This is a genomic window from Paenibacillus sp. FSL K6-1566, assembly GCF_038050475.1.
Lineage (GTDB): Bacteria > Bacillota > Bacilli > Paenibacillales > Paenibacillaceae > Paenibacillus_AQ > Paenibacillus_AQ lactis.
Window position 1 is genome coordinate 1,127,968 of record NZ_JBBOSR010000001.1, and the last position, 25,308, is coordinate 1,153,275.

The 25,308-nt window shown below is 51.1% G+C and carries 21 protein-coding genes and 1 pseudogene; 21 read left to right on the forward strand and 1 reads right to left on the reverse strand.

Going from position 1 to position 25,308, the window contains the following annotated elements; genetic code table 11:
• The first annotated feature begins 42 nt into the window (after positions 1-42).
• The 9 genes from NST08_RS04880 to NST08_RS04920 all read left to right on the forward strand — a co-directional run bounded on the left by NST08_RS04880 (position 43) and on the right by NST08_RS04920 (position 12,838).
• Positions 43-612 carry an SF0329 family protein gene (locus tag NST08_RS04880; RefSeq protein WP_210095641.1) on the forward strand — a complete coding sequence of 190 codons (570 nt, stop codon included), beginning with the start codon at positions 43-45 and terminating at the stop codon, positions 610-612.
• Positions 613-815: 203 nt separating this feature from the next.
• Complete coding sequence (locus NST08_RS04885) at positions 816-1,976, forward strand: cobalamin-independent methionine synthase II family protein (RefSeq protein ID WP_341341502.1); 1,161 nt, start codon at positions 816-818, stop codon at positions 1,974-1,976.
• A gap of 347 nt (positions 1,977-2,323) precedes the next feature.
• Positions 2,324-5,695 carry a HEAT repeat domain-containing protein gene (locus NST08_RS04890; RefSeq protein ID WP_341034349.1) on the forward strand — a complete coding sequence of 1,124 codons (3,372 nt, stop codon included), beginning with the start codon at positions 2,324-2,326 and terminating at the stop codon, positions 5,693-5,695.
• Positions 5,696-5,710: 15 nt separating this feature from the next.
• Positions 5,711-6,520, forward strand: a complete 810-nt coding sequence (locus tag NST08_RS04895) for an AAA family ATPase (RefSeq protein WP_341034348.1) — start codon at positions 5,711-5,713, stop codon at positions 6,518-6,520.
• Positions 6,521-6,738: 218 nt separating this feature from the next.
• Positions 6,739-7,320, forward strand: a complete 582-nt coding sequence (locus tag NST08_RS04900) for a TetR/AcrR family transcriptional regulator (protein ID WP_077569673.1) — start codon at positions 6,739-6,741, stop codon at positions 7,318-7,320.
• Positions 7,321-7,359: 39 nt separating this feature from the next.
• Complete coding sequence (locus tag NST08_RS04905; protein ID WP_341341503.1) at positions 7,360-8,649, forward strand: cytosine permease; 1,290 nt, start codon at positions 7,360-7,362, stop codon at positions 8,647-8,649.
• Between the two features lie 4 nt (positions 8,650-8,653).
• Positions 8,654-9,769: a DUF917 domain-containing protein gene (locus tag NST08_RS04910; RefSeq protein WP_213614958.1), complete on the forward strand. Its 1,116-nt coding sequence runs from the start codon at positions 8,654-8,656 to the stop codon at positions 9,767-9,769.
• Positions 9,766-11,343: a hydantoinase/oxoprolinase family protein gene (locus NST08_RS04915; RefSeq protein ID WP_341341504.1), complete on the forward strand. Its 1,578-nt coding sequence runs from the start codon at positions 9,766-9,768 to the stop codon at positions 11,341-11,343. Before NST08_RS04910 ends, NST08_RS04915 begins: the two co-directional genes overlap by 4 nt.
• Before the next feature lie 526 nt (positions 11,344-11,869).
• Positions 11,870-12,838, forward strand: a complete 969-nt coding sequence (locus NST08_RS04920) for a tRNA dihydrouridine synthase (protein WP_341341505.1) — start codon at positions 11,870-11,872, stop codon at positions 12,836-12,838.
• 279 nt (positions 12,839-13,117) lie between these two features.
• On the opposite strand, the gene NST08_RS04925 is transcribed toward NST08_RS04920, so the two are convergent.
• Complete coding sequence (locus NST08_RS04925) at positions 13,118-13,291, reverse strand: hypothetical protein (RefSeq protein WP_186311082.1); 174 nt, start codon at positions 13,289-13,291, stop codon at positions 13,118-13,120.
• A gap of 394 nt (positions 13,292-13,685) precedes the next feature.
• Here NST08_RS04925 and NST08_RS04930 point away from each other — a divergent pair, with 394 nt between their 5' ends.
• The 12 genes and pseudogenes from NST08_RS04930 to NST08_RS04980 all read left to right on the forward strand — a co-directional run bounded on the left by NST08_RS04930 (position 13,686) and on the right by NST08_RS04980 (position 25,235).
• On the forward strand, positions 13,686-14,033 hold the full coding sequence (locus NST08_RS04930) for a helix-turn-helix domain-containing protein (RefSeq protein WP_095399394.1): 348 nt from the start codon (positions 13,686-13,688) through the stop codon (positions 14,031-14,033).
• On the forward strand, positions 14,030-14,839 hold the full coding sequence (locus tag NST08_RS04935) for an IS3 family transposase (RefSeq protein ID WP_341342612.1): 810 nt from the start codon (positions 14,030-14,032) through the stop codon (positions 14,837-14,839). Before NST08_RS04930 ends, NST08_RS04935 begins: the two co-directional genes overlap by 4 nt.
• 292 nt (positions 14,840-15,131) lie before the next feature.
• Positions 15,132-15,787, forward strand: a pseudogene (locus NST08_RS29890) (Abi family protein).
• A gap of 434 nt (positions 15,788-16,221) precedes the next feature.
• Positions 16,222-16,974, forward strand: a complete 753-nt coding sequence (locus NST08_RS04940; RefSeq protein WP_341341506.1) for a superoxide dismutase family protein — start codon at positions 16,222-16,224, stop codon at positions 16,972-16,974.
• A gap of 186 nt (positions 16,975-17,160) precedes the next feature.
• Positions 17,161-18,186, forward strand: coding sequence for a Gfo/Idh/MocA family protein (locus tag NST08_RS04945; RefSeq protein WP_341341507.1), 1,026 nt, complete (start codon positions 17,161-17,163; stop codon positions 18,184-18,186).
• 719 nt (positions 18,187-18,905) lie between these two features.
• A complete protein-coding gene (locus tag NST08_RS04950) occupies positions 18,906-19,304 on the forward strand; it encodes an SMI1/KNR4 family protein (RefSeq protein WP_341341508.1) in 399 nt (132 codons plus the stop codon).
• 13 nt (positions 19,305-19,317) lie between these two features.
• A complete protein-coding gene (locus NST08_RS04955) occupies positions 19,318-19,641 on the forward strand; it encodes a hypothetical protein (RefSeq protein ID WP_341341509.1) in 324 nt (107 codons plus the stop codon).
• 124 nt (positions 19,642-19,765) lie between these two features.
• Entirely contained in the window at positions 19,766-20,080 is a 315-nt protein-coding gene (locus NST08_RS04960; protein WP_341341510.1) for a hypothetical protein, read from the forward strand.
• A 76-nt stretch (positions 20,081-20,156) separates the two neighbouring features.
• On the forward strand, positions 20,157-21,110 hold the full coding sequence (locus NST08_RS04965) for a carbohydrate ABC transporter permease (RefSeq protein ID WP_341341511.1): 954 nt from the start codon (positions 20,157-20,159) through the stop codon (positions 21,108-21,110).
• Entirely contained in the window at positions 21,107-21,952 is an 846-nt protein-coding gene (locus tag NST08_RS04970) for a carbohydrate ABC transporter permease (RefSeq protein WP_341341512.1), read from the forward strand. Before NST08_RS04965 ends, NST08_RS04970 begins: the two co-directional genes overlap by 4 nt.
• A gap of 120 nt (positions 21,953-22,072) precedes the next feature.
• Positions 22,073-23,797 carry a sensor histidine kinase gene (locus NST08_RS04975; protein ID WP_341341513.1) on the forward strand — a complete coding sequence of 575 codons (1,725 nt, stop codon included), beginning with the start codon at positions 22,073-22,075 and terminating at the stop codon, positions 23,795-23,797.
• A 112-nt stretch (positions 23,798-23,909) separates the two neighbouring features.
• Positions 23,910-25,235, forward strand: coding sequence for an ABC transporter substrate-binding protein (locus tag NST08_RS04980; protein ID WP_341341514.1), 1,326 nt, complete (start codon positions 23,910-23,912; stop codon positions 25,233-25,235).
• Positions 25,236-25,308 lie beyond the last annotated feature (73 nt).

The following is a 25,308-nucleotide window of genomic DNA, read 5'->3' on the forward strand; positions in this document are numbered from 1 at the left end:
TTGACCTTCACCCAAGGGTAATCTTTTCAATTAGGAGGAACCATGTCCTGGAGCAAATTGAAGCAACAACTGGAGAGCTTTCTCTCTCCTGCGTTACATGGAAGGGTCGAATACCGGGCAACCAGTTATCGTTACCTGCCAGGCAAACCCGGAATCTGTTATCTTGCCGTAGATAAGAAGAACGTGCTCAATATGAGTGAGACCACGGGTTCCATCCGCTGGTACCAGACAGAGCAGGAAATAAAGAATGATCCGGATCTCCAAATCCCTATCAGCCAGGAGGAAATTGAAGCGATCCGCAAGGAAACCAAGGGGACCGTTCCCGAGGAGCGTCTGCAAGTCATCGCAAGAAACCGAAAAATAACAGAGCTTGCAAAAGAGCTTTTGTCGGTACAGGCCGCATTAAGCAAATCCAATTTTGTCACAGCAGCCACTACGTTTTTATCGATTTCTATAGATGAAAGCTTGGAGAGTAATGATATTTTATTGAATATTCTAGCTTTGGTGGACAGACGAGTCGGCAAAAAGCGCATATTGAACATGGCCGAGAAGATGAAGCTAAAGCATCCCGCTGTGCAGTATTTTTATGAGCTGCGGCGCAGTACGTTGTAAACAAACAGTTTAATAAACACAGCATATCATTTTGGATATCCTTATCTAATTCTGCAACTTCACTGTTTAAGTTGGCTTCCTATGCATTTTCCGTACCTTTTTTGCTATAGCTTCTAGCTATAGCTAGTTATGATTTTTTGGTATGCCTTCTAACCCCGCTCGTCGTGATATGATCATCGTATACAACGAGGGGGGTTATTTACATGACTGATAAGTTTCAGATCGTAGGAAGTTTGTTGCGTCCTGAAGAGCTGCTGAAATATAAAAAGCAAATTGAACATCGTGATGATATCCAGTATCCGTTTTATGAAAATTTTGAAGGGTATGCCGAGTGCGAGACCGAGGCCATCAAAGAGGTCGTGAAGAAGGAAATCGAGCATAACCTGTCGGTTATTACGGACGGCGAATTTTCCAAATCGATGTGGCATCTGGATTTTGTATGGGGCTTTGGCGGAGTCCAGCGTTATATCGCGGACCATGGCTACTTCTTCCGGGATGTGGACGGAACCTCGAAATATGAAACGCGCAAAGATATTGGATTGCGTATTACTGGCAAACTGAGCGGAACGAATCATCATTTCATCAAGCTGTTCAAACAGCTTCAGGATTTCGCAGGCGATCACCAAACGAAGCTTTGCGTACCGTCTCCTTCCCATATTTTCGGCGAGCTCTCCTGGTCGGATAACATTGGCGGAACGGATGCCGTTTATCAGAACAGACAGGAGCTCAAAGAGGGCCTTGTTAGCGCGTATAAGGAATTCGTGGCGGAATTCGCTGCGGCGGGCGGCACAATCCTGCAATTCGATGATTGCTTATGGGAGCTGTTTGCGGACGACAACCCGAACTCTCCGTTTACCGGGGAGCATATTAACCAAGCGGAAGTACAGGGGCTGGCCACCGAATTTATTGAACTAAACAATACATTGATTGACTACGGTCATAGCCTCGGCTTAAAAATGTGGACACACAACTGCCGCGGGAACTATGATTCCCGGAACATGGGCGGGGGATCTTACGCAAAAATCGCCAACCTGTTCCTGAAGCAATTGAAATATGACCGCTTCTTCCTGGAGTGGGATGATGAGCGTGCGGGTTCGATTGAAGCGTTGGAGGTTTTCAAGGACCGGCCGGAAACGGAGATCGTTCTGGGCCTGCTGTCTTCCAAGACAAATACGCTTGATGATGAAGCCCGCGTCATCCGCCTGCTTGACGAAGCATCCAAAATCATTGATAAGGATCGTCTGCTGCTCTCGCATCAATGCGGCTTTGCATCCTGCGATGGCGGTAACGAGCTAAGCGAAGCCGAGCAATGGGCAAAAATCGATCAAGGTCAAAAGATTGCCGAGCAGTATTGGAATAACTAAATTCGGATAAATATCATGGAGCTAAAAAGGGATGACTCGAAGGACCTTTAATGGGCCGGGAGGCATCTCTTTTTGTTTGCGGCTTGTTGTACGCAGCGAGTTACTGTTTCCCCGTTCACGGGCAGAAGTCCCGAAAATATAGATCATGAATATGGATTGTGCACCTGCTTCCCCATACATTAACTAGGCTGCAATGGCCGATTCCGTAGGCTATGCAGGCCCGAACTGTCGCATCGAACAGGAGAAGCCCTCGCTTATGGAGAAGTTATATGTTTCCAGGAGAGCTTGCGCAAACCGGTTACGAATAAATGGGGATCGGTCATAAGAGCATGAGGGGAGAGGAAATATTGACATATAACCATGATCTGTTGAACAAAGAGCAGCTGCTCAAGGAGCTGGATTTGCTGGGTTACTCGGACAGGATGAAGCGGATGGCGCTTCTGGGGCGCCAGTATAAAGGAGATGCGGATTTTTCCGCGCTGCTCATATCCTTGCTCGAAAGCGGCACCGCCTATGAGGCGCATTTGGCATTGACCGGTGCGGGTGTAGTAAATGATGCACGTGCGGTTTTGTTTGCCCTGAAGCATCCGAAGGCAGGGGTCAGAGGACGGGCGGCCAGATTACTGCCGGAGGTGGTGACAGCTCCGGACTTTTCGGTTGAATCCGAAATCGTGCAGATGTCCTATCATTGCCGTCGTCAACTGCTGCGGAGCATCGTAAATACCCGTCGCCAGGATTGGGCGGAACGGCTGCTGCCGCTCGTGCTTGACCGTTGGGGGGCGCAAGAAGCCTCTTTATTATTAGCCGCGTGCAGCGGAGAGACGGTTCGCAGCAGGCTTCCTGAGCTGGGGTATGCGCTACGCCATTGGCGGCTTGTAACGAAGCGCTATCCCGATCTGGCTGCAGCGTATTTCAAGAATGCTTTGCAGAACGCAACGCATCGGGAAAAGGTCAGCGTATGGTGGACGCTCTCTTCCGCGATTGAGGTACTGAGTGTTTCAAGGCCGGCAGTCGTGTTGGAATGTGCCTTGAAGCTTGGACCGACGGATATGATTCATCCTGTACTCAAGTTGCAATTGGGCATACTGATTCAGGCCAGCCCTGCGGACGTATTCGAGCTGCTGACACGTGAGGATGCGCGTGAACAGCTTTTGAATCAAGGCATTCCGGCAGGAGTTTTGAAGAAGAGAAGATGGTTCACCACAGCGCAGTGGACCACGCTGACGACTTTGCTTGCAGATCGGCCTGAGCATGTTGCCAAGGTGCTGGATACCCTTGCCCCGTCTTGCCGTGTAGCGATGTTTGATGCCGCTTATAAGGAGGATGAGCGGAAGACGCGTATGTTCCCTATGCCGCTGCTGGATGTACTGCCGCATCGGCTGCGCGACAAGGAAGCTGCCCGCATGCTGGGGCTTCGCGATGTTCGCGATCATCGGGATAGCATGCTCGAAACGGCGGCGCGTCGTTTCATTGCGAATGCCAGGGAGAAGCTGGTGCAGGCCGTCCAGGTGTCAAATAGCGATGAGCGTGCTGCGGCCTATGCCCACCTCGTTCGGAGTACGGCGTTATCCCGAAGCGGAATGGATGAGACGCTGCGCTTCCTGACCCGGATCAAGAACGACCAGGATCCGGTGCGCTGGCAAGTGATGGTCGAGCTCTCGAACTGTCCTGCTCCCATGTTTAAGGAAGAGCATGTGAATGATCTGACTGTGCTGGTGGATAGCGTGGTGGAAGCGAGAGACACTTCGTACGGGACAAGGTCGGCCACGGAGAAGCTGGCTTTTGCCCTGCTGCGTGAACATGCACTGGAGCCGAAGAGCGAGCTGTTCAAATTCGCTTTGAGAACGTTCGGAAGATTGACGATGCGTGACGGTCAGTTGGCGCTCTTCTCGATGGATTGGGAGAGCATACCAAGCTCTGCGCTGGAAGCGTTGTTCGATGAGATTTACGCCTTTGGCGTAGAAGCGAACAAGCGCGAAAACGTGAGTGTGGTCCTGCGAATGGCTAATTTGTTCGGGAAAGCCGTGGATCGATTGCCGAAGCTGCAGCTTCTGCTGGAAGAGCTGCTGGATTCCAAAACGGTATCGCCGCAGGCGGTCCATTATTGGCTGGCACCGTACAGAACGCGGGATGAGAGAGTTAGAGAACTGCTGGACAGAGACCCATCCTTCATCTCATTCCACGACGTATTCATGCATCTGCATCTGAAGCGTCAGGAGTGGCTGGACCCGTTCATCTCGGGGCAAATCATCCAAGGCAAGCATTTATCGGGAAAAACGATTTATGTCGTGCCCGCCCACAATGGGTTTCACCGGTGGCTGCCGCGTCAGCAAAAGGCATTAGCCTCCCTCTTGGAGCGGGTGGCATTGGATGCCAAACGAAGCTTCCATGAACGTGCAGCGGCGATGCGAAGCTTGGCCGTTATGCCGGATTATCGCTCTAATCAATTCGAGGTTCTGCTGCAGGACCAAGAAGTGCATGTCGTCGAGGCAGCGCTTCACGCCTATTCGTTAGAGGAAGAGCCGGAGAAGGCACTTCCTGTATTGCTGGGCAACCTGGATGGAGACCGTGCCCGGGTCGCCATGTACTCGATCCCCAGATGCATGCGCAGGGTGAGCCCGATGATGTTAACGTCGACGCTGTCGGACCTGCTGAGCCGGGAGAAGTTGAAGATCACGGTCAGAAAAGAGGTCATCCGGCTCCTTGGGGCTCATAAAAGCAGTGAGAGCATGGCGCTTCTCATCCGTGAATACGAAAAACCGAATGTGCACAAAGACGTGATGATCGCCATCGGGCATGCTGCCAGACAATGGCTTGATAATGAACGCAGCTGGTCCATGATGCGTGCCATGGCTGCTTCGCCGCAGCGTGATATCGCAAGAAGCCTGCTTAACCAGTACCCTGGCGGACTTCCGGTGGAGGCTCGGCCAAGGTATTTGCAATTGATTACGGAGATCGCAGGACATCCCGATGCTGTGGTGGCAAGAGAGGCTTTCCAGGCGATGAGCTATTGGGTGAATGGAAGCGAGGAGAAGGTGGCGGCTAGCACCGGCAGAGCGATTCTTGATATGGAGGACAACGCCAGATGGAAGGCGGCGATGGATACGCTCGTGGTGGCATGCCGTGACGGCAAGGTAAACGATCGGGTCATCAGCGTTTGCACACAGCTTGCCGGCATGGAGACGAGGGCGGAATGGAATGCTGCGCCGGAGAGAGACCTTCCTCAGCGGCAGCGTCTGGCGGCGTTGATCGACAAGCTGACCTCGTTGCCTCTCAATGCAAGGCGGGTGCTCATTCCTTTATATACGGGCCTGATCGATGCTCTTAAATCCCAAGAAACCCTGAAACCCGCCGTGATCAAGTTATATTTGGCGATGGTGGAATGGAGCGAGGCGGATCAGGCGGCCCTGCATTTGGACCCTGTGATTCAGGTCGTTGACACGCATCCGTATCTGCTGGATCACGTTTACAGACAGATCGCTCAGGCAGCCAATGCCAGCAAGGCGTATTGGAGCCCGGAGGCGATGCTGGATCTGGTGGATCATTTGAGAGATCGGCAGTCGTTTGCGGCCCAATATTTCGGTCTTTCTTTGATGCAGGTTGCGGGGGCAGCCTTATTGTGGAACCAGGCGTGTACCGACCGTTTGAGAGCGTACCGGAAGCATGAACATGAGGCGATCCGTCTGGCTGCGTTGGATATTTGGACCGTGCGTGAATAGAGGTGAGCGAAAGCGATGCTATATTTAAGGAACTTCAAACTCTCTTCCACCATTTCCAGCAATCCCAATATATATCCCGATCATGTGTTCAGGCACATCGCAGGGGAAGTTCTGCTGTTTGATCGAATCACAGTGTTATATGGCAGTAATGGCTCAGGCAAATCCACCTTGCTGAATTTAATCGCTAACAAATTGAACATCGCGGGCGCTGAGCGAATGACGAGTTATGGTCACAACGCGTACGCACAGCGGTTTATCGAGGAAAGCAGCTATGAGCTCGGGCATGATGATCAGGAGCATCCCGTATATAAGCTTCCCGAAGGGAGCCGGTACATTAAGTCAGAGGATATATTGTACGAAGTCAAGAAAATACAGCAGGAAAACGTGCTCCGCGAAGGGCTGCTGCATGAGCAGCTCGTAAAGGGAAAGAGCAAGCAAGAGGTAGAGGAGCTGGAGCAGTCGTATGAGTTCAAAAAGAAGGTGGATATCATTCAATTCGCTCAGGAGAAATACTCGAACGGGGAGACGTCGATGCAGTTTTTTGAGGAGCATTTGCTACCCGGTAAACTGTATTTACTGGATGAACCGGAAACATCGCTCTCTCCGGCGAATCAAATCAAGCTGGCCGAGCAGATGAATGATCTGGCGCGTTATTTTGACAGTCAATTTATTATCGCTACACACTCTCCCTTTGTTCTGGGTACGCTTCATGCGAAGATCTACAATCTCGATGCCCAGATTTTGCACACGGCAGAATGGTTTGAACTGGACAATGTACAATTCTTTTACCGATTTTTTCATAAGCATCAAAGATTGTTTGAATGAATAGGTTTGAGTTTCCAGAAGAGGTATCCTTCGAGTTGGGATATCTCTTTTTGGTATGGGAATTTTTATCTACCTTGGTGCATTGTCCTGCTTAAATCATTGAACGTATAAAGATTCGAAGACAATTCGGCTGGGCAATTAAATCAATTGATTTTTATGCAGAAAGTTGTATAATCTACTTAATTAACGTTAATTAAACTGGGAAAAAGGGGATGAACATGACCAGAACGAAGCTGAAAGAAGCTGCGCTGAGGTTATTCGGACAGAAGGGCTACGACGGAACGGCATTATCGGAAATCGCGAAGGAGGTTGGTGTCAAAACCCCGGCAATCTACGCTTTTTTCGAGAGCAAGGAAGATCTGTTCATGACGGTCTTCGAAGAATCGATGAGCGCCTACAACGAATATATCCAAGCGATGGCGGAAACCAGCAAAGGAATGAGCACGGAGAAAAAATTGCATGCGCTGCTGCTTCGTCAATACGATTTTCACCGGGACAAGCGGGAGCTTGCCGTATTTGCCTTCCGGTACTTAATTTTCCCGCCGGATTTCTTGCAAGATCGGATGCACGAGGCGTTTGGGCGGTTCGATACGCTTCTGAGCAGCATTATCGGCGAGATTATGCAGGAAGGTCTGGATCGCGGCGAACTGGCCGTCATCCCGATGGAGACGCTGGTGGATTCGTACCTTACCTTGATGGACGGGCTGGGCATGCAATATTACTACTATAAATCGCCGGAGCTGTTTGAACGGAAGCTGAAACATGCCTTTGAGATGTTCTGGAGATCCGTCAAAGCTTAGGCAATCAACAAGATGGTACAGAAAGCAGAGGGTGGGAGCATGAGCAACGATACGAAAATAGAAGATTACGAACGGGAGCCCGTACCCCAGCATTTGAGGAAATCATGGCTCTCGATGGCATTCGTCTGGATTGCGATCGGCATTGACCTGTCCGCGATGTTCTTGGGGGCGCAGCTCGGCGCGGGCATGAGCATCGGCGACTCGTTTACGGCGGTCATCGTCGGTTCGGCCATTTTGGGCTTGATCGGGGCTGTCTGCGCTTATGTAGGAGCGAAAACGGGCCTGTCGACGGCCATGATCAGCAGGTTTCTGTTTGGGAATCAAGGGGCGCTAATCGTCTCGGTCATTCTCGGCATTTCATCGCTGGGCTGGTTCGGCGTTCAGGTGGGCTTCTTCGCTTCCAACTTCCAGACCGCGTTAAACGAATTATGGGGATGGCATTGGTCGCTCTGGGTGCTGTCGATCATTGGCGGACTTCTCATGATGTCCACGGCGATCTGGGGCTACAGGGCGATTGAGAAACTAAGCGTCTGGTCGGTACCGCTGCTCGTCGTGTTTATCATTATCGCGCTGGTCATGGCGCTTAACGGGGACGGCGGAAGCACCGTCTGGGCACCGTTCGAGGGTGAGGCTGTGCCGATGGGGACGGCGATTTCGCTGGTTATCGGTATCTTTATCCTTGGAACGGCGCTGTCCCCTGACATCGCGCGCTGGGCCAAAACGCCAAAGCATGCCGTTACCGCAGCATTTATCGGTTTCTTTGTCGGCAACAGCTTCATGACCATCATTGCGATATTCCTGTCGCGTACGATGGATTCCGACGATCTGACGGGCATTCTGCTGACGCTTGGTCTCGGTATTCCGGCGATCATCGTGCTGACGCTGGCACAATGGACGACCAATACGAACAATTTATATTCCGCGGGGCTGGGCTTCTCCGTCGTATTCAAACGGGTGCCTAAATCCGTGATTACGATTATTGCAGGTCTCATTGCGACGGCACTTGCTTGCTTTGGTATTTATGACCGTTTCATGACGTTCCTGACGTACATTACGATGCTTGTCGCACCGCTGGGCGGCATTTATACGGCTGAGTATTTGTTGGTGAACAAAAAGCGATTCTCGTTTGACGGGCTGGACAGCAACCGGAGCTGGATCCCCCGCTCCATCGTCGTATGGGTCATCGCCACGTTCTTCGGGTTCATGACAACGATGGCCCCGGATGGGCTCGGATGGTTCCAGGTAACGCAGGTTCCGGCGCTGGACAGCTTCCTGATGGCATTTATCTTGCAAGCAATCATAGGCAAATGGGTCGTAAAGAAGGGATGAAAGCATGAATCAAGCAACCAGATTAACCTCATTGGATGAACAGTCAATCGAATATATCGCGATCGGAGCTGCGGTGCTTGGCACGGGCGGCGGCGGAGATCCTCATGTCGGAAAATTGATGGCCATGGAGGCGATCCGCGAGCTTGGCCCGGTACGAATCGTCCAGCTCGAAGAGCTGGACGATGAAGGGCTTATCGTGCCGGTATCGATGATCGGAGCACCGACGGTGATGCTGGAGAAAATCCCTTCGGCAGACCAGCTGACCAAGCCGCTGGATCTGATGGAGAGAGAGCTCGGCCGCAAGGTGGACGCCGTTATGCCGATCGAGGTCGGCGGCGGCAACTCGCTCGTTCCGGTCATTGCGGCGGCACAGCGCGGAATTCCGCTCGTCGATGCCGATGCGATGGGGCGTGCGTTTCCCGAATCGCAGATGGTGACGTTCCATCTGGAAGGCATCCCCTGCAGCCCGGTGGCGATGGCGGACGAGCGCGGCAACAGCGCGCTGATGCATACGATTGACGGCGTGTGGGAAGAACGGCTGGCGCGTGCGCTGACGGTGGAGATGGGGGGCTCTGCCTCCATCTGCGATTATCCGGTATCCGGCGCGCAGGCGAAGCGAAGCGCGATCGGCGGCACGTTGACGCTCGCCTATGAGATCGGGCGGACGCTGTTCGAAGCGAAGCAGCAGAAGCTGAATCCTGTGCGCGAGCTGCTCACGAGGCTGAACGGCCATGCGCTGTTCCACGGCAAGGCCGTGGATATCCGTCGCCGCATGGACGGCGGATTTACGCGCGGCGAAGCGGTATTTGAAGGTACCGGCGAGAACAAGGGAGAAACGATGCGGCTGTTTTTCCAGAATGAATTCCTGCTCGCCACCGTTGACGATCAACCGCTCGCCATTACGCCTGATCTAATTACGCTGCTGGATCAGGATACGGGCATGCCGGTGACGACGGAGAACTTGAAGTATGGCGCCCGGGTGACGGCAGCAGGTTTGCCGTGCGATGACAAATGGCGCACGCCGAAGGGCATCGAGACGGCCGGACCGAGATATTTCGGTTATGACTTTGATTATGTGCCGATCGAGACGTTGGCTTCGAAAGGAGGTGCGGCGAAATGACCGAGACTACAACTGCTAATGCAAACCGGATTTACCGCATCGGCATTGATGTGGGTGGAACGAATACGGACGCCGCCCTGCTGGATTCCGACTTGCGCTGCGTGCACAAGGTAAAGGTCCACACGACGGCCGACGTGAACGAGGGCATTCTGGAGGCCGTTCGCCTGCTGCTGCAGGAAAGCGGCGTAAATGGCTCGGATATTCGCTATGCGATGCTCGGCACCACGCATTGCACCAATGCCATCGTGGAGCGCAAGCATCTCGGCCGGGTAGGGCTGATACGTATCGGCGCTCCGGCAACGACGGCCGTTCCGCCGCTTGCCGGCTGGGACGAATCGCTGCGCGCTGCGGTAGGGCCGCATAGTTATATCGCCTCCGGCGGTTATGAGTATGACGGCCGCAAGATCGCCAGCCTGGACGAAGAGGAGATAGCCGAGCTGTGCCGCCGGATGAGCGGAGAAGTCGACGCGGTGGCGGTGTGCGGGGTGTTTGCTCCTGTGAACCGTGAGCAGGAGAAGCGGGCCGGAGAGATCGTGCGCGAAGTGTTGGGTGCGGACATGCCGGTCACGTATTCCAGTGAGATTGGTAGCATCGGGCTGCTCGAGCGGGAGAATGCCTCCGTGCTGAACGCGGCGCTGCTGCAAGTCATTGCAGGCGTGGTGCGCGGCTTCGAGAAAGCGTTGAATGGCTTCGGCATTGATGCGCAGCTGTATATTTGCCAAAACGACGGGACGTTGATGAAGAGCGAGTATGCGCTCCGCTACCCGATTCTGACGATTGCGTGCGGTCCGACGAATTCGATTCGGGGCGCGGCGCATTTGTCCGGGCTGAGCGACGCGCTGGTCGTCGACATCGGCGGCACAACGACGGATATCGGTGTGCTCGTGCAGGGCTTTCCGCGCCAATCTTCGGCAGCGGTGGATATCGGCGGCATTCGCACGAATTTTCGGATGCCGGATATTTTGTCCATCGGCCTTGGCGGCGGCACGATCGTCCGGCTTGATGACGCGGGCGGCGTAACGGTTGGCCCGGACAGCGTGGGCTACGAGCTGACGAAACGGGCCCGCATCTTTGGCGGGGATACGCTGACGGCGACGGACGTAGCGGTGAAGCTGGGCCGGGCCGCATGGCCGGGCACCAACGCGGATGCCGTGGACGAAGTCGTCTGCAGCAAAGCGGATGCAGTCATGCAGCAGAGCCTGGAGGATGCCATTGACCGGATGAAGACGAGTGCAGACCCGGTCGATGTCATTCTGGTCGGCGGCGGCAGCTTGTTGGTGCCGGAGACGCTGGCCGGGGCAAGCCGAATCATCCGGCCGGACAACTATGATGCGGCGAACGCAATCGGCGCAGCATTGGGATTGGTCAGCGGGGAGTCGGAGCGGATCTATTCGCTGGACGACTGGAGCTATGACGACGTCATCCGCGATGCGAAGGAGAGCGCCATGAACGAGGCAGCTGCTGCCGGCGCGAACCCGGAGACGCTGGAGATCGTGTCCGTCGAGGACATTCCGATTGCGTATTTGCCGGGCAATGCGCTGCTTGTGAAGGTGAAAGCTGCGGGTAAGCTGTAACGCGCTCAAGGCATTAGCCTCGCTCGGCCACTATTCGCTGCCGCATGAGAAGTTTGCGCATAGCCAGTGAGCATTTCGCATATCGGGGCTCGCGGCGATCGGCGAACAACGAACAGCTAGGGACCAAAGTAACATGTAAAGTGGCGGTGCGGATTCCATTCCGGTACCGCCATTTTTTTATTTCGCGGCCTATACATTTCCCGGCAATCTTGTTTGGGGTAGAGACTATTAATTCCCATGGGATTCTGGACATGTGAATAGCGATCAAACTAGGCGCAGGGGCCTTGGACTCTACGGGGCACTCTGATAAGGGGCGATGCCCCTTCTTTGTTTACAAATCTATGGGAGTATGCTCCTCACTTCGGATTATGGTATATTCATTGTTGTGTCTACGGTTAACATATACTGCCGTTTGATATGCATGGTTTAAATATGCTATAAGTGAAGAAAAAGCAAGGGCATGAACGAGCTTACATTTACTATTTCGGGATAAAGATTTCCCTGTATTTATAGAGGAGTATTGGATATGACAGAAAATTTTTGGCGGGATTTGCCGCGGCCTTTTTTTGTGCTGGCGCCCATGGAAGACGTGACGGATGTTGTGTTTCGCCATGTCGTAAGCGCAGCAGCCAGACCGGATGTGTTTTTTACGGAGTTTGCGAATACAGAGAGCTATTGTCACCCGGAGGGGCATCATAGCGTGCGCGGACGTTTGACGTTTACAGAGGATGAACAGCCCATGGTAGCGCATATCTGGGGAGATAAGCCGGAATACTTTCGTCAGATGAGTATCGGCATGGCGAAAGAAGGGTTTAAAGGCATCGATATTAATATGGGTTGTCCTGTGCCGAATGTAGCAGAGAATGGGAAGGGAAGCGGCCTGATCTGCCGTCCCTACGTTGCAGCGGATATTATCCAGGCTGCTAAGGCCGGAGGACTGCCCGTTAGCGTAAAAACAAGGCTCGGGTTTAGCAGGGTAGACGAATGGCGCGGCTGGTTAACCCATATTTTGAAGCAAGACATTGTGAATCTGTCCATCCATCTGCGGACAAGAGATGAAATGAGCAAAGTAGACGCTCATTGGGAACTGATTCCGGAGATTAAACAGCTTCGTGATGAGGTAGCACCAGATACACTTCTAACCATTAACGGGGACATCCCTGACCGTCAGACCGGCCTGAAGCTCGCTGAACAATACGGCGTGGACGGAATTATGATCGGGCGCGGGATTTTCCATAATCCATTCGCTTTTGAGAAGGAGCCGATTGAACATAGCAGTGAGGAATTGCTGGGTCTGCTGCGGCTCCATCTGGATCTGCATGATCAATATTCCGAACAGATGCGGCGTTCCTTCAGCGCCCTTGTCCGCTTTTTCAAAATCTATGTCCGCGGATTCCGGGGGGCAAGCGAATTGAGAAATCGCTTAATGAACGCAAAGTCAACCGATGAAGCACGTGCGCTGCTTGATGAATTTGAGGGTGGAGGAGTAGTATAAGCTCGGAACCGTATAGGTTCATATCAAAACCATTCCTTACATTAAAAGGAGTGGTTTTCTTATTGTCTTTTGAATGCGAGGGCTGTGGCTGCATCCGTTAGCGAGCCGTGGGGCGGTGCGTATATCGGCTTCGGTCGCTGTTAAAATCGGGAAGCTGAGCGGGTATCAGCTAAATGCCCCGCATGGCGGCCCGCTTTATTAGCCGGGGACTCCCCCGGTCGATAAGGGACGTTGCTGCGTCTTCCATTGGACAAAGAAAAGACCGCCCCTTGACGGTCTTTATCCTGCGCTCACAAATTGGAGTACCCCAATAAGAACTAATAAGAGAAAGATAACGAGTACTATGATGATTCCTATTTTAAGTGTCTTGAAGCCATTTGACTTCTTCGCCAGCTGCTCTTCAACAGAATTCAATCGTTCTTTAAGCTCTTGGATTTCATCCTCCTGCCTCATGCCAACCTCCTTACAAGCATTTTGTAGCCTATATATATGTATTCAATATTCACCAACGATACCCTCTTTCGATGCAGAATGGATACGAAATGAGGGCTTGCTCTGTACCAGTGGCTGCCAGATATCGCTGGTTATTGAAGCTGCAGAATACCGGATCGAGCTCTCATCTGAAAATCAGCTCTGATCATTGGGGGCTAAAACCGGGTAGGATAAGATAAGAATAAATAAGGGACCGTGCTGTAACACGATCCCCTGCACAACAACCGCTAAAAGAGCGTTCGGCAGCAAGCCAACACGGAAATAGACCGATTACCTTGCTGAAGTGCACCCCTTAGAATAGACATTGGATTAACCCCCTGGTTGATCCGATAAAATTCTAGGGGGTGCATTTTTTATGCCAGCAATTAAAGGTCAGAAGTTTAAGAAGTATTCCTACGAGACAAAGATGGAGGCGATACATCTTCACTTGGTGGAAGGCTGGACTTATCGCAGAATCATGGAGAAGTTTGGGATGACAGACAGACATCGTCTCAAAGACTGGATGAAGAAGTACAAGGAATTCGGCGAGTTTGGACTCATCGATCATCGTGGAAGACGAGACGAATATGTTGACCAAGACAGACAAATGAGCCGGCTGAAACGAGAAAATGAAATGCTAAAAAAGTGCTTGGAAATCTGGATGCAGGAGATGAAACGGAAAGATATATTAGCGTCGAGAAAGCCGCGAAAGAGTATTCAGTGAGCGCTCTTTGTAAGATTTTTGGCGTCTCTAGAAGTGGCTACTATGCTTATCTCAAACGCAAAGGTCAAGATCGGGATCAAATGGACAAGGCACTTGTACAGAAGGTTTACGACCAATACAACGGAGTGTATGGCTACCGTCAGATCCAGTTGTTCTTGCTGCAGGAGCACGGGGTCTGGATGAATCATAAGAAAGTGCTACGGCTGATGCAAGCACTTGGAATCCGTTCACGAATTCGGCGTAAACATCGATGTAATTACGTTTCTTCAACCGAAGGACGTGTTGCCAAAAACCTGCTAAAGCGCGACTTTAAAGCAGATAGAGCGAACCAAAAATGGGTTACGGACGTCACTCAATTCCGTGTAGGTGAGTCGTGGATCTACCTCTCTGCCGTAAAAGACCTATTTAATAATGAGATTGTAGCCTATCACCTGAGTCAGAGAAACGACAATCTGCTGGTGCTGCAGACCTTTGAGAATGCCTTTAACAAGACAAAAAACGTGACTGGACTGATCGTTCACAGCGATCAGGGATTCCAGTACACGTCCTATGCCTACCACGACATGCTGCCAAAGGTTGGCGCCCAAATCAGCATGTCTCGCCGAGGAAATTGTTATGACAATGCCTCGATGGAGAGCTTCTTCTCGCATCTCAAAACGGAAGGGCTCTATCCTTATGATATCCGAAATATGGACGAGGCACAAAGGCGAATTGAAGCCTATATCCATTTTTACAACCAACATCGACCACAACGAAAACTCAATAAACTGCCTCCGGCAGAGTTCCGGAAGCAGTTTGTAGCCTAGGGTCTTTTTTCAATGTCTATTAAATGGGGTCTTGACCAGGCGACGGGCGGTCTATTTTTTGTGTTTTTATAATTTTTCTACGAAAAGTCCATTCTTTGAACATTTAATAGACTAAAATTGATTTTATATGGTAAAATCAGGTTAACAGTTCTCGCCCCGCCAGTCAGTACTAACTAATTGGCGCATAGGGCGAGCCAATTTTTTATTAGGGGCTTTTTTATGACTACACACCAGTTGAAATTAAGCCAGCTCTTACACATCTAGAAATGATTTCTCTTTTTAAGATCGAGGTATGATCATTGAAGATGAAGAAAGAGCGATCGAGGTATTAAAAAGAGTTAGCTATTATCGTTTTACCGGATACGATTTAACCTTCAAAAAAGATAACATATACATAGAAGGCACCACTTTTGAAACTATCTATCGTCACTACGAGTTGACAAATCTCTAAGATTAATGTTGATGGAGCTTATTGAATACATCGAAATCTCAATAAGAACTCAGTTGTCTTATATGATTGCCCATAAATACCCAGATCTTGGATATAGGGATTCAAGCAACTTTTTGAACGCCGAGAAACACGAATGGTTGTTGGAAATACTGGACCAGGAGCTCAGTAAATCTAACGAGTTGTTTGTTAAACACCATCGCGAGAATCGCAATGGAATTTTTCCAGTATAGGTAGCGCTAGAAATGGCAACGTTCTCAAATCTCGTCGAACTATATAGCAATTTAAAAACGGAAGATAGAGTTGAAATATCTATGCAATATTCAATAAATTATAAAGTGTTCAAGAATTGGCTCATCACCTTAAAAATACTAAGAAATCGCTGCGCACATCATAGTAGATTATTTAATAGTCTGATTATCACAAAACCAAAAATTTTGCATAAAGATAAACATCTAGATCTTCAAGAACACCATTTATACACGCAAATTTATAATTAAAATATTTTATTAAAGATCGTACTCTTTGGAATTCTTGGATTACTCGTCTAGAAGCGTTAATTGAACAATATGATGATGTCGATATTAAAAGGATGGGTTTCAAAGAGAACTGGGCAAGCTTGCTAAAGTCAGTTTAAAGCTCCGATATTCGGGGCTTTTTCTTTTGACTCAATCTCCCCCAGATCTCGATGTCTATGGGAGTGATGCAGCGATCTCCTCGGGTTGCGATAACCAGGCGTGGAATCGTAAAAATGCTGTTCAAGCTGAAGCTGTACGGAGTTATCAAGTGCTAAAATTTATCTGTTATCGCTTGAACCTGTCTTTCGGAATCAATCGCTAACGCCGAAAGCCCCAACTCTCATAAATTGACGGCCCAGACGTATAAAATCAGAGGATTGGGAGATGAATGATACCATCATTCAGGAGGCGATGAAGTGAGGAAGAAGATCAACAAGTTAAAATATATGGCTGGAGCTTTTCTTGCCGGAGCCCTATTGATTATAGGGATCTTGACTGCTGCGAATCCCGAAGGAACCCTAAGCGCGATTAAACACACAACGTCTAAAATAAGCGATTACGTTAACGGGAAGGACAACTTCACCGCTGACGGCCCATTAGCGAAACAAGGGACGGCAACCTCGGATCCTAATATGCCTGCCGGCAGCAGCGATGTGTCAGCTCGCATGGATTCGGAACCAGTTAACCAACCCGTCTACTGGAGCGAGGCTTCCAGGAAGGAATCCATGGGTCATCCTGTAGTCAAGCTGTACAATGCGGCGGGAGAGCCTATTGGTTCCGCTACCTTGGAGCAGGTCAATGACGGGGTGAAGGTAAAGATCACCGCATCGGGGCTCACTCCAGGCAAGCATGGGTTCCATGTGCATGAGAACCCGATTCAAGATGGGGATTTTAAATCTGCCGGCGCTCATTTTAACCCGACCCATAAGCATCATGGCCTTGAGAATCCGCAAGGAAGCCATGTCGGCGACATGCCGAACCTGGTCGTAGGCGCTGCCGGCACCGTGGAAGCTGAGACGATCATTCAGCATGGAACGCTAGAGAAAGGCCAGCCCAACTCGGTACTTGGGCGCTCGCTGATCATTCATGCCGGCGAGGATGACAACGTTACCGATCCGGCGGGCAATTCGGGCGAACGTGTGGCGGGCGGAAACATACCTGAGTCATGAGGCAAGCTGCGACATACATGGATTACAGCATATAAATGCCAGTGAAGACGCGTCTCTATATGGAGATGCGTTTTTTGGTGTGTACAGCTTCGCTGAACGATAGACCGTCGAGTAACCCTTGAACTATAATAAGGTCGTGGAATTCAATGGAAGTCATATCATCGCGTAATGGAATAGGAGAACAGGATGAATAAACTAAAAATGGCCATTATCGGCTTAGGGGTCATGGGCCGGAATATGATGCACCGATTATTGCCCCAATATGATGAGAAGATCGAATTGGTCGCTATTTGCGACAGTGATGAATCCAGTCTGTACCGGGAAATTGCAGAAGCAGCGGCTCGTCCACAGCTGTACACCGACTATCGTCAGCTGCTGGACGAGGTACCGCTTGATCTGGTGTATATCGCGGTCCCGCCATCCTTGCATTATGATGTAGCCCGGAACGCATTCGAGAAAGGCATCCACGTCTTCTGCGAGAAGCCGCTGGCCAACAGCCTGTCCGAAGCTCGGAGTCTGGTAGAGCTGGCCGAGAAGGCCAATAGGCTTCATGCGGTTCATTTCTCGTTTCCGCTCGAGCCGGCCGTTCAGAAGCTGCAGGGATTGCTTGAGGAACAGGCGATCGGCTCGATCCAAAGAATGGAGCTGTTTCTGGAATTCCCGCAGTGGCCGCGGGCCTGGCAGCAGAATCCATGGATCTCGTCAAGGCATCAAGGCGGGTATCTGCTGGAGGTCGGCATTCACTGGATCCAGATGATCCAGCAGATGTTCGGTCCCATTACGCATGTGAAGAGCGAGATCGAGTTTCCGCCGGATGCGAATCAGTCCGAAAGCCGTGCTAAGGCTGTTCTCAGATTACATAATGAAATCGAAATTCACCTTTCGGGAACCGACAGACGTGAAGGGGAGGAGCGTGTCTCCCTTGTGGTCTACGGTGATGAGGGAATCTTGGCGTTAGAGAACTGGGACAACCTGTACCGAAGCAGTAGGGAAACCGAGTTGCAGCCTGTACCTGTGGACGGCGAGGACAGCATGCTGCCGATCCTGAAGCAGATTATTCAGATACTGAATGGAGAGCCCGGGAAGATTTACGATTTCTATGATGGGTATAACGCGCAGGTTGTTTTGGAAGCCCTGCGTAATCCGGGTGAGGGTTTTACGGATGTAAGGGCCCAGTTGTTAGGGGACCAATCGGCAGAAGTTATTCTTTAACGCCCTGATGGCGAATGCTCGAGCCCATCAAGTTGAGGTGATATATGGTGTTTGTGCAGCTTAGCAGCTTCATCACGCTCGGCCTGTAAAGGATGATGTAACCCTCTTGGCTCCTTTGCAGGCTGGGCCTTTACCCAAGGGGCGTGATGAAATGAAAAGCAAAAGTAAAAATCGTACTCGTTCGTACTACCGTCATCATCGGAGAAGAGTGATTCAGCGTAAGAGCCGAATTGCTAAACAACTCGGATGGCATGTAAAGTTTAGAGGTAAGCTTGCTAAGGGGAAGATTCATTGTTCTTGTTATTATTGCAGGACAAAATCGAGAGAAATCGGATGGCCTAAGCGTGATCTTGTAAAACTTGCATGTATGAAGGAGTTTAATCTTTTGGAGTGGTAGTTGTTTTTAATGCGGGAAAGGCCGTAGATTATAGCGTCTACGGTCTTTTATTTTATTCTTGTGCCATCATGTCTATAATGGCGAATGTGCTTACCATTCATAAAATGCAGACACAAAACGGGCGCAGCCACTTTGTTTAGAGAAGAGGATATTCGATGCTTCCTACAGAATAACTGAAACTGCAATCATCTGGAATTTAAAAATTTTGTGGTTTCGTCCAAACATACGGATCGGATGAGGGAACTCATTTTATGAGGGGGCATTAAGGAGTTGCTCGTATCCTTTTTTTGTTTCAGGAGTTTCGGATTAAAGGAGAAAACATATGTTCACAACACAATTGAACCGGATTCGGGCCAAGCTCGGGCAAGCCGCCCCGCCCGATCCGGCATGCCGCGCATTCGGAGCCAGGGTGCATCGGTACAAGCTGGTCGAGCCGCTCAGCCTTGCCGAGCTGCAGCAATTCGAGCAAAGTCACGGAATTGTTCTGCCGGAGCCTTATGCGGCTTTTGTAACGGAGCTGGGGAACGGGGGAGCCAGAGCAGCTAGACCCTTTCCACAAGCGCAGGACATGAACGGCAAGGATTCGAAGAACGTGGACTTTAACTTTATTTTTTTCATACAAAACTACCGGGCTTATTGGAGCCCACCCGCGGGGGATGATCATGGGAGTAGCATTCAAATTGGAGTGCGGTACGTGCCATTACAACAGCATTATTTATGAAGGAATCGGCTTTATGTACATCTCCTTGAAGTCGATCGCTTCGTTTGTCACAGATCCGGCGCTTAAGCAGGTGATCGGAGAATTTATGGAGGATGGCTCCGTCTCGTACGACGCTCATCAGGCGCTGTACGTGTGCCCGCAATGTGACGGCATTCAAAATGAATTGTACATCGAGATGCAGTCGGACCGGTCACATTATCAGCACGTTTGCCATTGCAAGAGATGCGGAACTGAAATGAAACAAACACCGATCGAGCACAGCGTCCCGATCCGTCTAACCTGTCCAGATTGCAGGGAAAGCGAGCTGATGGTGACGTCTTTTATGGATTGGGATTGATGGGGCGGCGGATCGTGATGAAGATAAAACCAATAAAGGGGAACTTCCATTGTCGATATTACTAATATTCCTTTTGTTTGTAGCCGGCGCTTTCCTCACATGGTTGGGATCGAAGCTGTCTTACATGAGTATTCAAGCCTCCAGATCCATTGCGAGTTCAAGTGCACCTGGTGAGTTAACCCAGCAAGATAAAATTGAATTACTCGCTATGCACATCGTTGGGTTCTTGGTCGTAATAGGCATCCTACTTCTTCTGTTCTACCTGCTTACCAAAGGTCGACAAAACGCAAAGGCATATCAATTCTACGCTCTAATCATCCAGATCCTATTTGTTATTGTATTTTTCATCATCAACTATACTTATCTTTTTGTGGATTATCCGGCACACCTGGATTCCGGTTTTCCGTTTCTGACGACACATTCTGAAAATATTGAATGATTTTGAGCAATTGTCTTATGTAGTTCCAGGCGGCTCTCCTTCTATACTGAAGGTACGAATAAAGGAGAGTGAGTTCATGGAACGAGCAACATCTGCAGCATCCGGAATACCTGTTCGCAAAAAGCCATTACGCAAGCGCTGGGACTCTCCCCTTGCAGGTTATCTGTTTATTTCCCCTTGGCTGATTGGATTTCTGGCGTTGACGGCCTATCCGATGCTGTTGTCCCTCTACTATTCCTTCACGGATTACACGCTCATGAAGCCGATCGAGTGGGTCGGCCTGGACAATTACGAGCGCATCCTTATGGCGGACGACAAATTTGCCCAATCGCTCAAGCTCACATTTTATTATGTACTCGCCTCGGTGCCGCTAAAGCTGATTGCCGCGCTGATGGTTGCGCTCCTGCTGAAAAGGGCTGTGCGCGGGATATCCGTCTATCGGACGGCTATCTATTTCCCTTCCTTAATCGGGGCGAGCATCGCGGTGTCCCTGCTGTGGAAAAATATTTTCGGCGTGGACGGCTTCTTCAACAAAGTGCTTGGATTTTTCGGGATTCCCGGCACGGGCTGGGTCACGAACCCCGATACCGCATTATGGTCCCTGATTGGGTTGTCGGTATGGCAATTCGGCTCCTCGATGGTGATTTTCCTCGCGGGCCTGAAGCAGATCCCGAATGATCTGTATGAAGCCTCCGCGGTGGATGGGGCGGGCAAGCTGAAGCAATTTTTCAAAATCACGCTTCCGATGCTGTCGCCCACGTTATTCTTCAATCTCATTATGGGGGTCATTAACTCCTTCCAGATGTTCACGCCTGCATACGTCATCACCGGCGGCGGGCCGATGAACTCTACCTATGTGTATGCGTTATACCTGTACGAACGGGCATTCAGCCGCTATCAGCTGGGCTATTCCTCTTCCTTGGCCTGGATCATGCTGATCTTGATTGTGGCTGCCGCCGTGATCATTAACCTGACTTCGAAATACTGGGTATTCTACGAGTCCGAGAGCCAAGGAGGGAAAAGAAAATGACCAGACACAAATGGAGCCCCGTGATTCGCCATGCGGTCCTCATCCTATTCAGCTTGGTTATGGTGTATCCGGTCATTTGGTGGATTGGCGCCTCCCTGAAAACGAACCAGGAGCTCAGCTCCCCGTCCATCTTCCCGTCCGTGCCGCAGTGGTCCAATTACGTTAACGGATGGAATTCCGTTCCGGGCTTCACCTTTACCGACTTCTATCTGAATACCTTTTATTTAATTACGGCGGTCATCATCGTAACGGTCATTTCCTGTACGCTGGTCGCCTTCGGATTTGCAAGGCTGGACTTTCCGCTTCGCGGCTTCTGGTTCTCGCTGCTCATGCTCACGCTGATGCTGCCGGGCCAAGTGCTCATCATTCCGCAGTATGCGATGTTCCACCAGTTCGGTTGGGTCAACACCTACCTGCCGTTCATCGTGCCCCATGCGTTAGCGGGAGGGGCGGGAGGAACCTTCTTCGTCTTCCTGCTCGTTCAATTCATACGCGGGATCCCGCGGGAACTGGATGAATCGGCCAAGATCGACGGATGCAGCTGGTTCGGGATTTACTGGAGAATTGTGATGCCCTTGATGAAGCCTTCCATCGTGACCGTCATCATCTTCTGCTTCCTATGGAACTGGGATGATTTCCTTGGCCATCTCCTGTACATTAATTCCGTCGACAAATACACGGTAGGCTTGGCTTTGCGGATGATTAACGATTCGCAAGGCGGCGCGGAGTGGGGACAACTGCTGGCGATGTCGCTCGTATCCATTCTGCCGGCTACGCTGCTGTTTGTCTTTGCCCAGAAATATTTTGTGGAGGGTGTGGCTACCACAGGATTGAAAGGGTAGTAGCTAGGCCTGCCGATATATTATAAAATGAGAAAACATTGAGGCAGCGGTTCGCCGCACGGCTTCAATGTTTTTTTCGGATCGGAATGGATAAGCATGGAGCACGGAGGATGAGCGCTTATGATCAATCCCTTCAAGACATACCGGATCGATTCCCTGTTTATTATTTGCTTTGCAGGGTTGATCACGATTGTACTGGCGATCACGGTATGGACCAGTTATGCCATGACCTCGCGGGAGCTGGCCGACAACACGTCGTATTACCAGAAAAGGCTGCTCGAGGAGCTGAACAATGAAATTACGGGACGCTTGACGTCGATCGAGCAGATCTCGCTGACCACGTCCAGGGACAATGATTTGCTTACGTTTCTGTCGGGAAAAGAAGATGAGTTCAGCCACTACAGACGCTCCAAAGGCATACAGGAAGCGCTGGCTCATCTCACCTACTCGATTCCGCAAATTCAAGCCATTGATTTATATATGGAGCAGCCGGAGTGGGGGGACCGGCAGAGCTATATTCAATTCCACGCCTTAAAGGAAGCTGCGGCACAGCCATGGTATCCTTTGCTGCAGAACAATGACTTCTCCTGGTCAGAGGAGCATGACTTAGCGACCTATAATGGGAACGTGCCTGTGCTCAGCTTCTCCCGCAAGGTGTACAACAACTCCCGGTACTTGGGCATTCTTGTCGTGCATGTGAAAGCCGACTGGATCCGCGGGATTCTCGAGGGATATTCCAAGGATTCCAACCGGATGCTGCTGGATCTGAACGGCAGGGAGCTGCTCAGCGTCGGGACATCGATGAAGGATGCCGGGTTACAGGAGCAGGATTTGCGGTTCAAGGACCAATCCGGGGTGCTTCGGCTGCATACGCAGCCGCATGGAGTTGAGCCTCTGGTCGTCTATTCCAAAGTCGCCGATTCCAACTGGATGCTGGTGGAGATTACCCCGTGGGAGCGAATTACGTCAGGCAGCGTCAAGCTGGCCGGAGCCATCATTACCATCGGCGTCGGCGCCCTATTGCTGGCATTCTTGTTAACGCTATGGTTAAGCCGGCAATTGTTGAAGCCGATCGCGCAGTTAGTGAGAGCGATGAAGAATTACGATGTTGGAGGGAAGCAAGCGGAGCTGGCCGGCGACTACACGAATGAATTCGGCATTCTGTTTGCAGGGTTTCGCAGACTAAATGAGCGAATCCAGGCATTGTACGCCTCCCTGGCGCAGCGTTACGAGCAGCAGCGGAAGGCCGAAATCGAAGCGCTCCAAGCCAATATTAATCCGCATTTTCTATATAACACTCTGGACCAGCTGAACTGGATGGCGATTGCGGAGGGACAGGAGAAGATGAGCCGCATTCTGGAGCTGATGGGCCGCATGTTCCGCATCGGACTATCGCATGGAGAGAGCTTTATTACGATTGATGAAGAGCTGACTCATGTTGCGTGCTATTTGGAAATCCAGCAGATCCGGTGGGAAGACGGTCTGGAATATGAGGTGCAGGCCTCCCAGGAGGTCCGGAATTTATTCATTCCCAAAATGACGCTCCAGCCTTTCGTCGAAAATTCCATCATTCACGGATTCAATGCAAGGCAACACGGCCGAATTCAGATTAAGGCAGAGGAAGAGGGCGGCCGGGTCCGCATGACGATTACCGACGACGGAAGCGGGCTTGCTCCCGAGAGCAAAGGGAACCATCGCCGCAAGGGCGGTTACGGGATCCGGAATGTGAGAGAGCGGTTCTCGGCGTATTTTAATGAAAATTATGAGATCCACGTGAAGGACGGCGAGTTTGAAGGGGTGGTTGTAACGATCATTTTCCCAAGGCTTGAGGAAGTACAGACGTAAAGCATAATCAGACGATTTTATAATAAATTGTGCATCTCTCTTATACTCCCGTCATCCCGGAATTGATAGGATCATATTGACCACAATATATTGTTTCTAGGGGGAAGTCGGCATGAACAAATGGAAGCGATTGCAGATTCTCGCGTTATGGATGGTGTTCTCCTTGCTGGTTGCGGCATGCGGCGGCAACGGAGGCACCGACACAAACACAGGCAGCACAAGCTCAACCACGAACAATACACAGGACGAAGGCGGTTCGGCGGCGGAAAATGTCAAGCTCCGGATTATGTGGTGGGGCTCACAGCCGCGTCACGAAGCGACACTGAAGGCATTGGAGGCCTATACGGCGAAAAATCCGCATGTGACCTTCGAGCCCGAATATTCCGGGATGGACGGTTATCTGGATAAGCTCTCTACGCAGGCAGCAGCGCATAATGAGCCGGATATTTTCCAAATGGACCCGGGCTGGATTTCGGACTGGACCTCCCGCAACCAGCTCGAAGAGCTCGATTCCAAGGTTAAGCTGGATGAATTGACGCCGAGCCTGCTGCCGATCGGGCAGAGAGACGGCAAGCAATACGGCGTGCCGCTCGGATCGGTTGCTTTCGGGATGATCTACGACAAGGCGGCTCTGGAGAAGCTGGGCGCAACGATGCCGAAGGACGGCTGGACATGGGATGATTTCTTCGCATTGGCGGAAGAGGTAAAGCCTAAGCTGGCGGAAGGCCAATATTTCACGCTGGATTACGCCGGCAACTACTTCATGTTCAGTGCGTATCACTATGCCAAGGGTAAGGGTACCTTGATCACGGAAGACGGCAAATTCAATATCGATGAAGCGACGTTCCTGGAATGGACGAAGAAGTTTGAACAGCTGCGCAAGGACGGCCTTGTACCTCCGGCGGATCTAAACGCATCCGACAAGGAAATGGATCCGACGGCAGACCTGCTGGTCAACGGCAAAATCCTGTTCCGCTACTCCTTCTCCAATAACTACACCACATGGGACAGCATGAAGGAAGGGGCGTACGACCTGGTTACGATGCCGCGGGCCGAGGAAGCAGGGGGCTGGCTCAAGCCGTCCATGTACTTCAGCCTGTCGCCGAATTCCAAGCATAAGGAAGAAGCGGCCAAGTTCATCGACTGGTTCATCAACGATCCGGAGGCAGGGGCCATCCTTGGTACCGCTCGGGGCGTGCCTGCCAATGCCAAGATTGCCGAGTCGCTGATTCCGAATCTTCCGGAGGGCGAAAAGGTTGGGATGAAGCTGATCGACGCCACGACGCCGGATGGACAGATTTTTACGACAGGGCCGGAAGGCTGGGTGAACTTCATCGACAAAGACTTCCCGCTCGTCCGGGATGAGCTGAGCTTCGGCAGAACGACGCCGGAGAAGGCCTATGAATCCTTAAAGAAGGCCGCGCAAGAATATGAATAACTCCTATACAATGGGATGAGTGAGAACGAGATGCCGGCAAGGGTAAAATGATTCGTTTATTCGGTGAAAGCTG

Coding starts and splice junctions, on each gene's coding strand:
- NST08_RS04980 (WP_341341514.1), top strand. CDS start 23,910: ATGAACAAATGGAAGCGATTGCAGATTCTCGCGTTATGGATGGTGTTC.
- NST08_RS04920 (WP_341341505.1), top strand. CDS start 11,870: ATGACAGAAAATTTTTGGCGGGATTTGCCGCGGCCTTTTTTTGTGCTG.
- NST08_RS04975 (WP_341341513.1), top strand. CDS start 22,073: ATGATCAATCCCTTCAAGACATACCGGATCGATTCCCTGTTTATTATT.
- NST08_RS04905 (WP_341341503.1), top strand. CDS start 7,360: ATGAGCAACGATACGAAAATAGAAGATTACGAACGGGAGCCCGTACCC.
- NST08_RS04880 (WP_210095641.1), top strand. CDS start 43: ATGTCCTGGAGCAAATTGAAGCAACAACTGGAGAGCTTTCTCTCTCCT.
- NST08_RS04955 (WP_341341509.1), top strand. CDS start 19,318: ATGTACATCTCCTTGAAGTCGATCGCTTCGTTTGTCACAGATCCGGCG.
- NST08_RS04965 (WP_341341511.1), top strand. CDS start 20,157: ATGGAACGAGCAACATCTGCAGCATCCGGAATACCTGTTCGCAAAAAG.
- NST08_RS04930 (WP_095399394.1), top strand. CDS start 13,686: ATGCCAGCAATTAAAGGTCAGAAGTTTAAGAAGTATTCCTACGAGACA.
- NST08_RS04895 (WP_341034348.1), top strand. CDS start 5,711: ATGCTATATTTAAGGAACTTCAAACTCTCTTCCACCATTTCCAGCAAT.
- NST08_RS04910 (WP_213614958.1), top strand. CDS start 8,654: ATGAATCAAGCAACCAGATTAACCTCATTGGATGAACAGTCAATCGAA.
- NST08_RS04925 (WP_186311082.1), bottom strand. CDS start 13,291: ATGAGGCAGGAGGATGAAATCCAAGAGCTTAAAGAACGATTGAATTCT.
- NST08_RS04900 (WP_077569673.1), top strand. CDS start 6,739: ATGACCAGAACGAAGCTGAAAGAAGCTGCGCTGAGGTTATTCGGACAG.
- NST08_RS04970 (WP_341341512.1), top strand. CDS start 21,107: ATGACCAGACACAAATGGAGCCCCGTGATTCGCCATGCGGTCCTCATC.
- NST08_RS04960 (WP_341341510.1), top strand. CDS start 19,766: ATGAGTATTCAAGCCTCCAGATCCATTGCGAGTTCAAGTGCACCTGGT.
- NST08_RS04885 (WP_341341502.1), top strand. CDS start 816: ATGACTGATAAGTTTCAGATCGTAGGAAGTTTGTTGCGTCCTGAAGAG.
- NST08_RS04915 (WP_341341504.1), top strand. CDS start 9,766: ATGACCGAGACTACAACTGCTAATGCAAACCGGATTTACCGCATCGGC.
- NST08_RS04950 (WP_341341508.1), top strand. CDS start 18,906: ATGTTCACAACACAATTGAACCGGATTCGGGCCAAGCTCGGGCAAGCC.
- NST08_RS04945 (WP_341341507.1), top strand. CDS start 17,161: ATGAATAAACTAAAAATGGCCATTATCGGCTTAGGGGTCATGGGCCGG.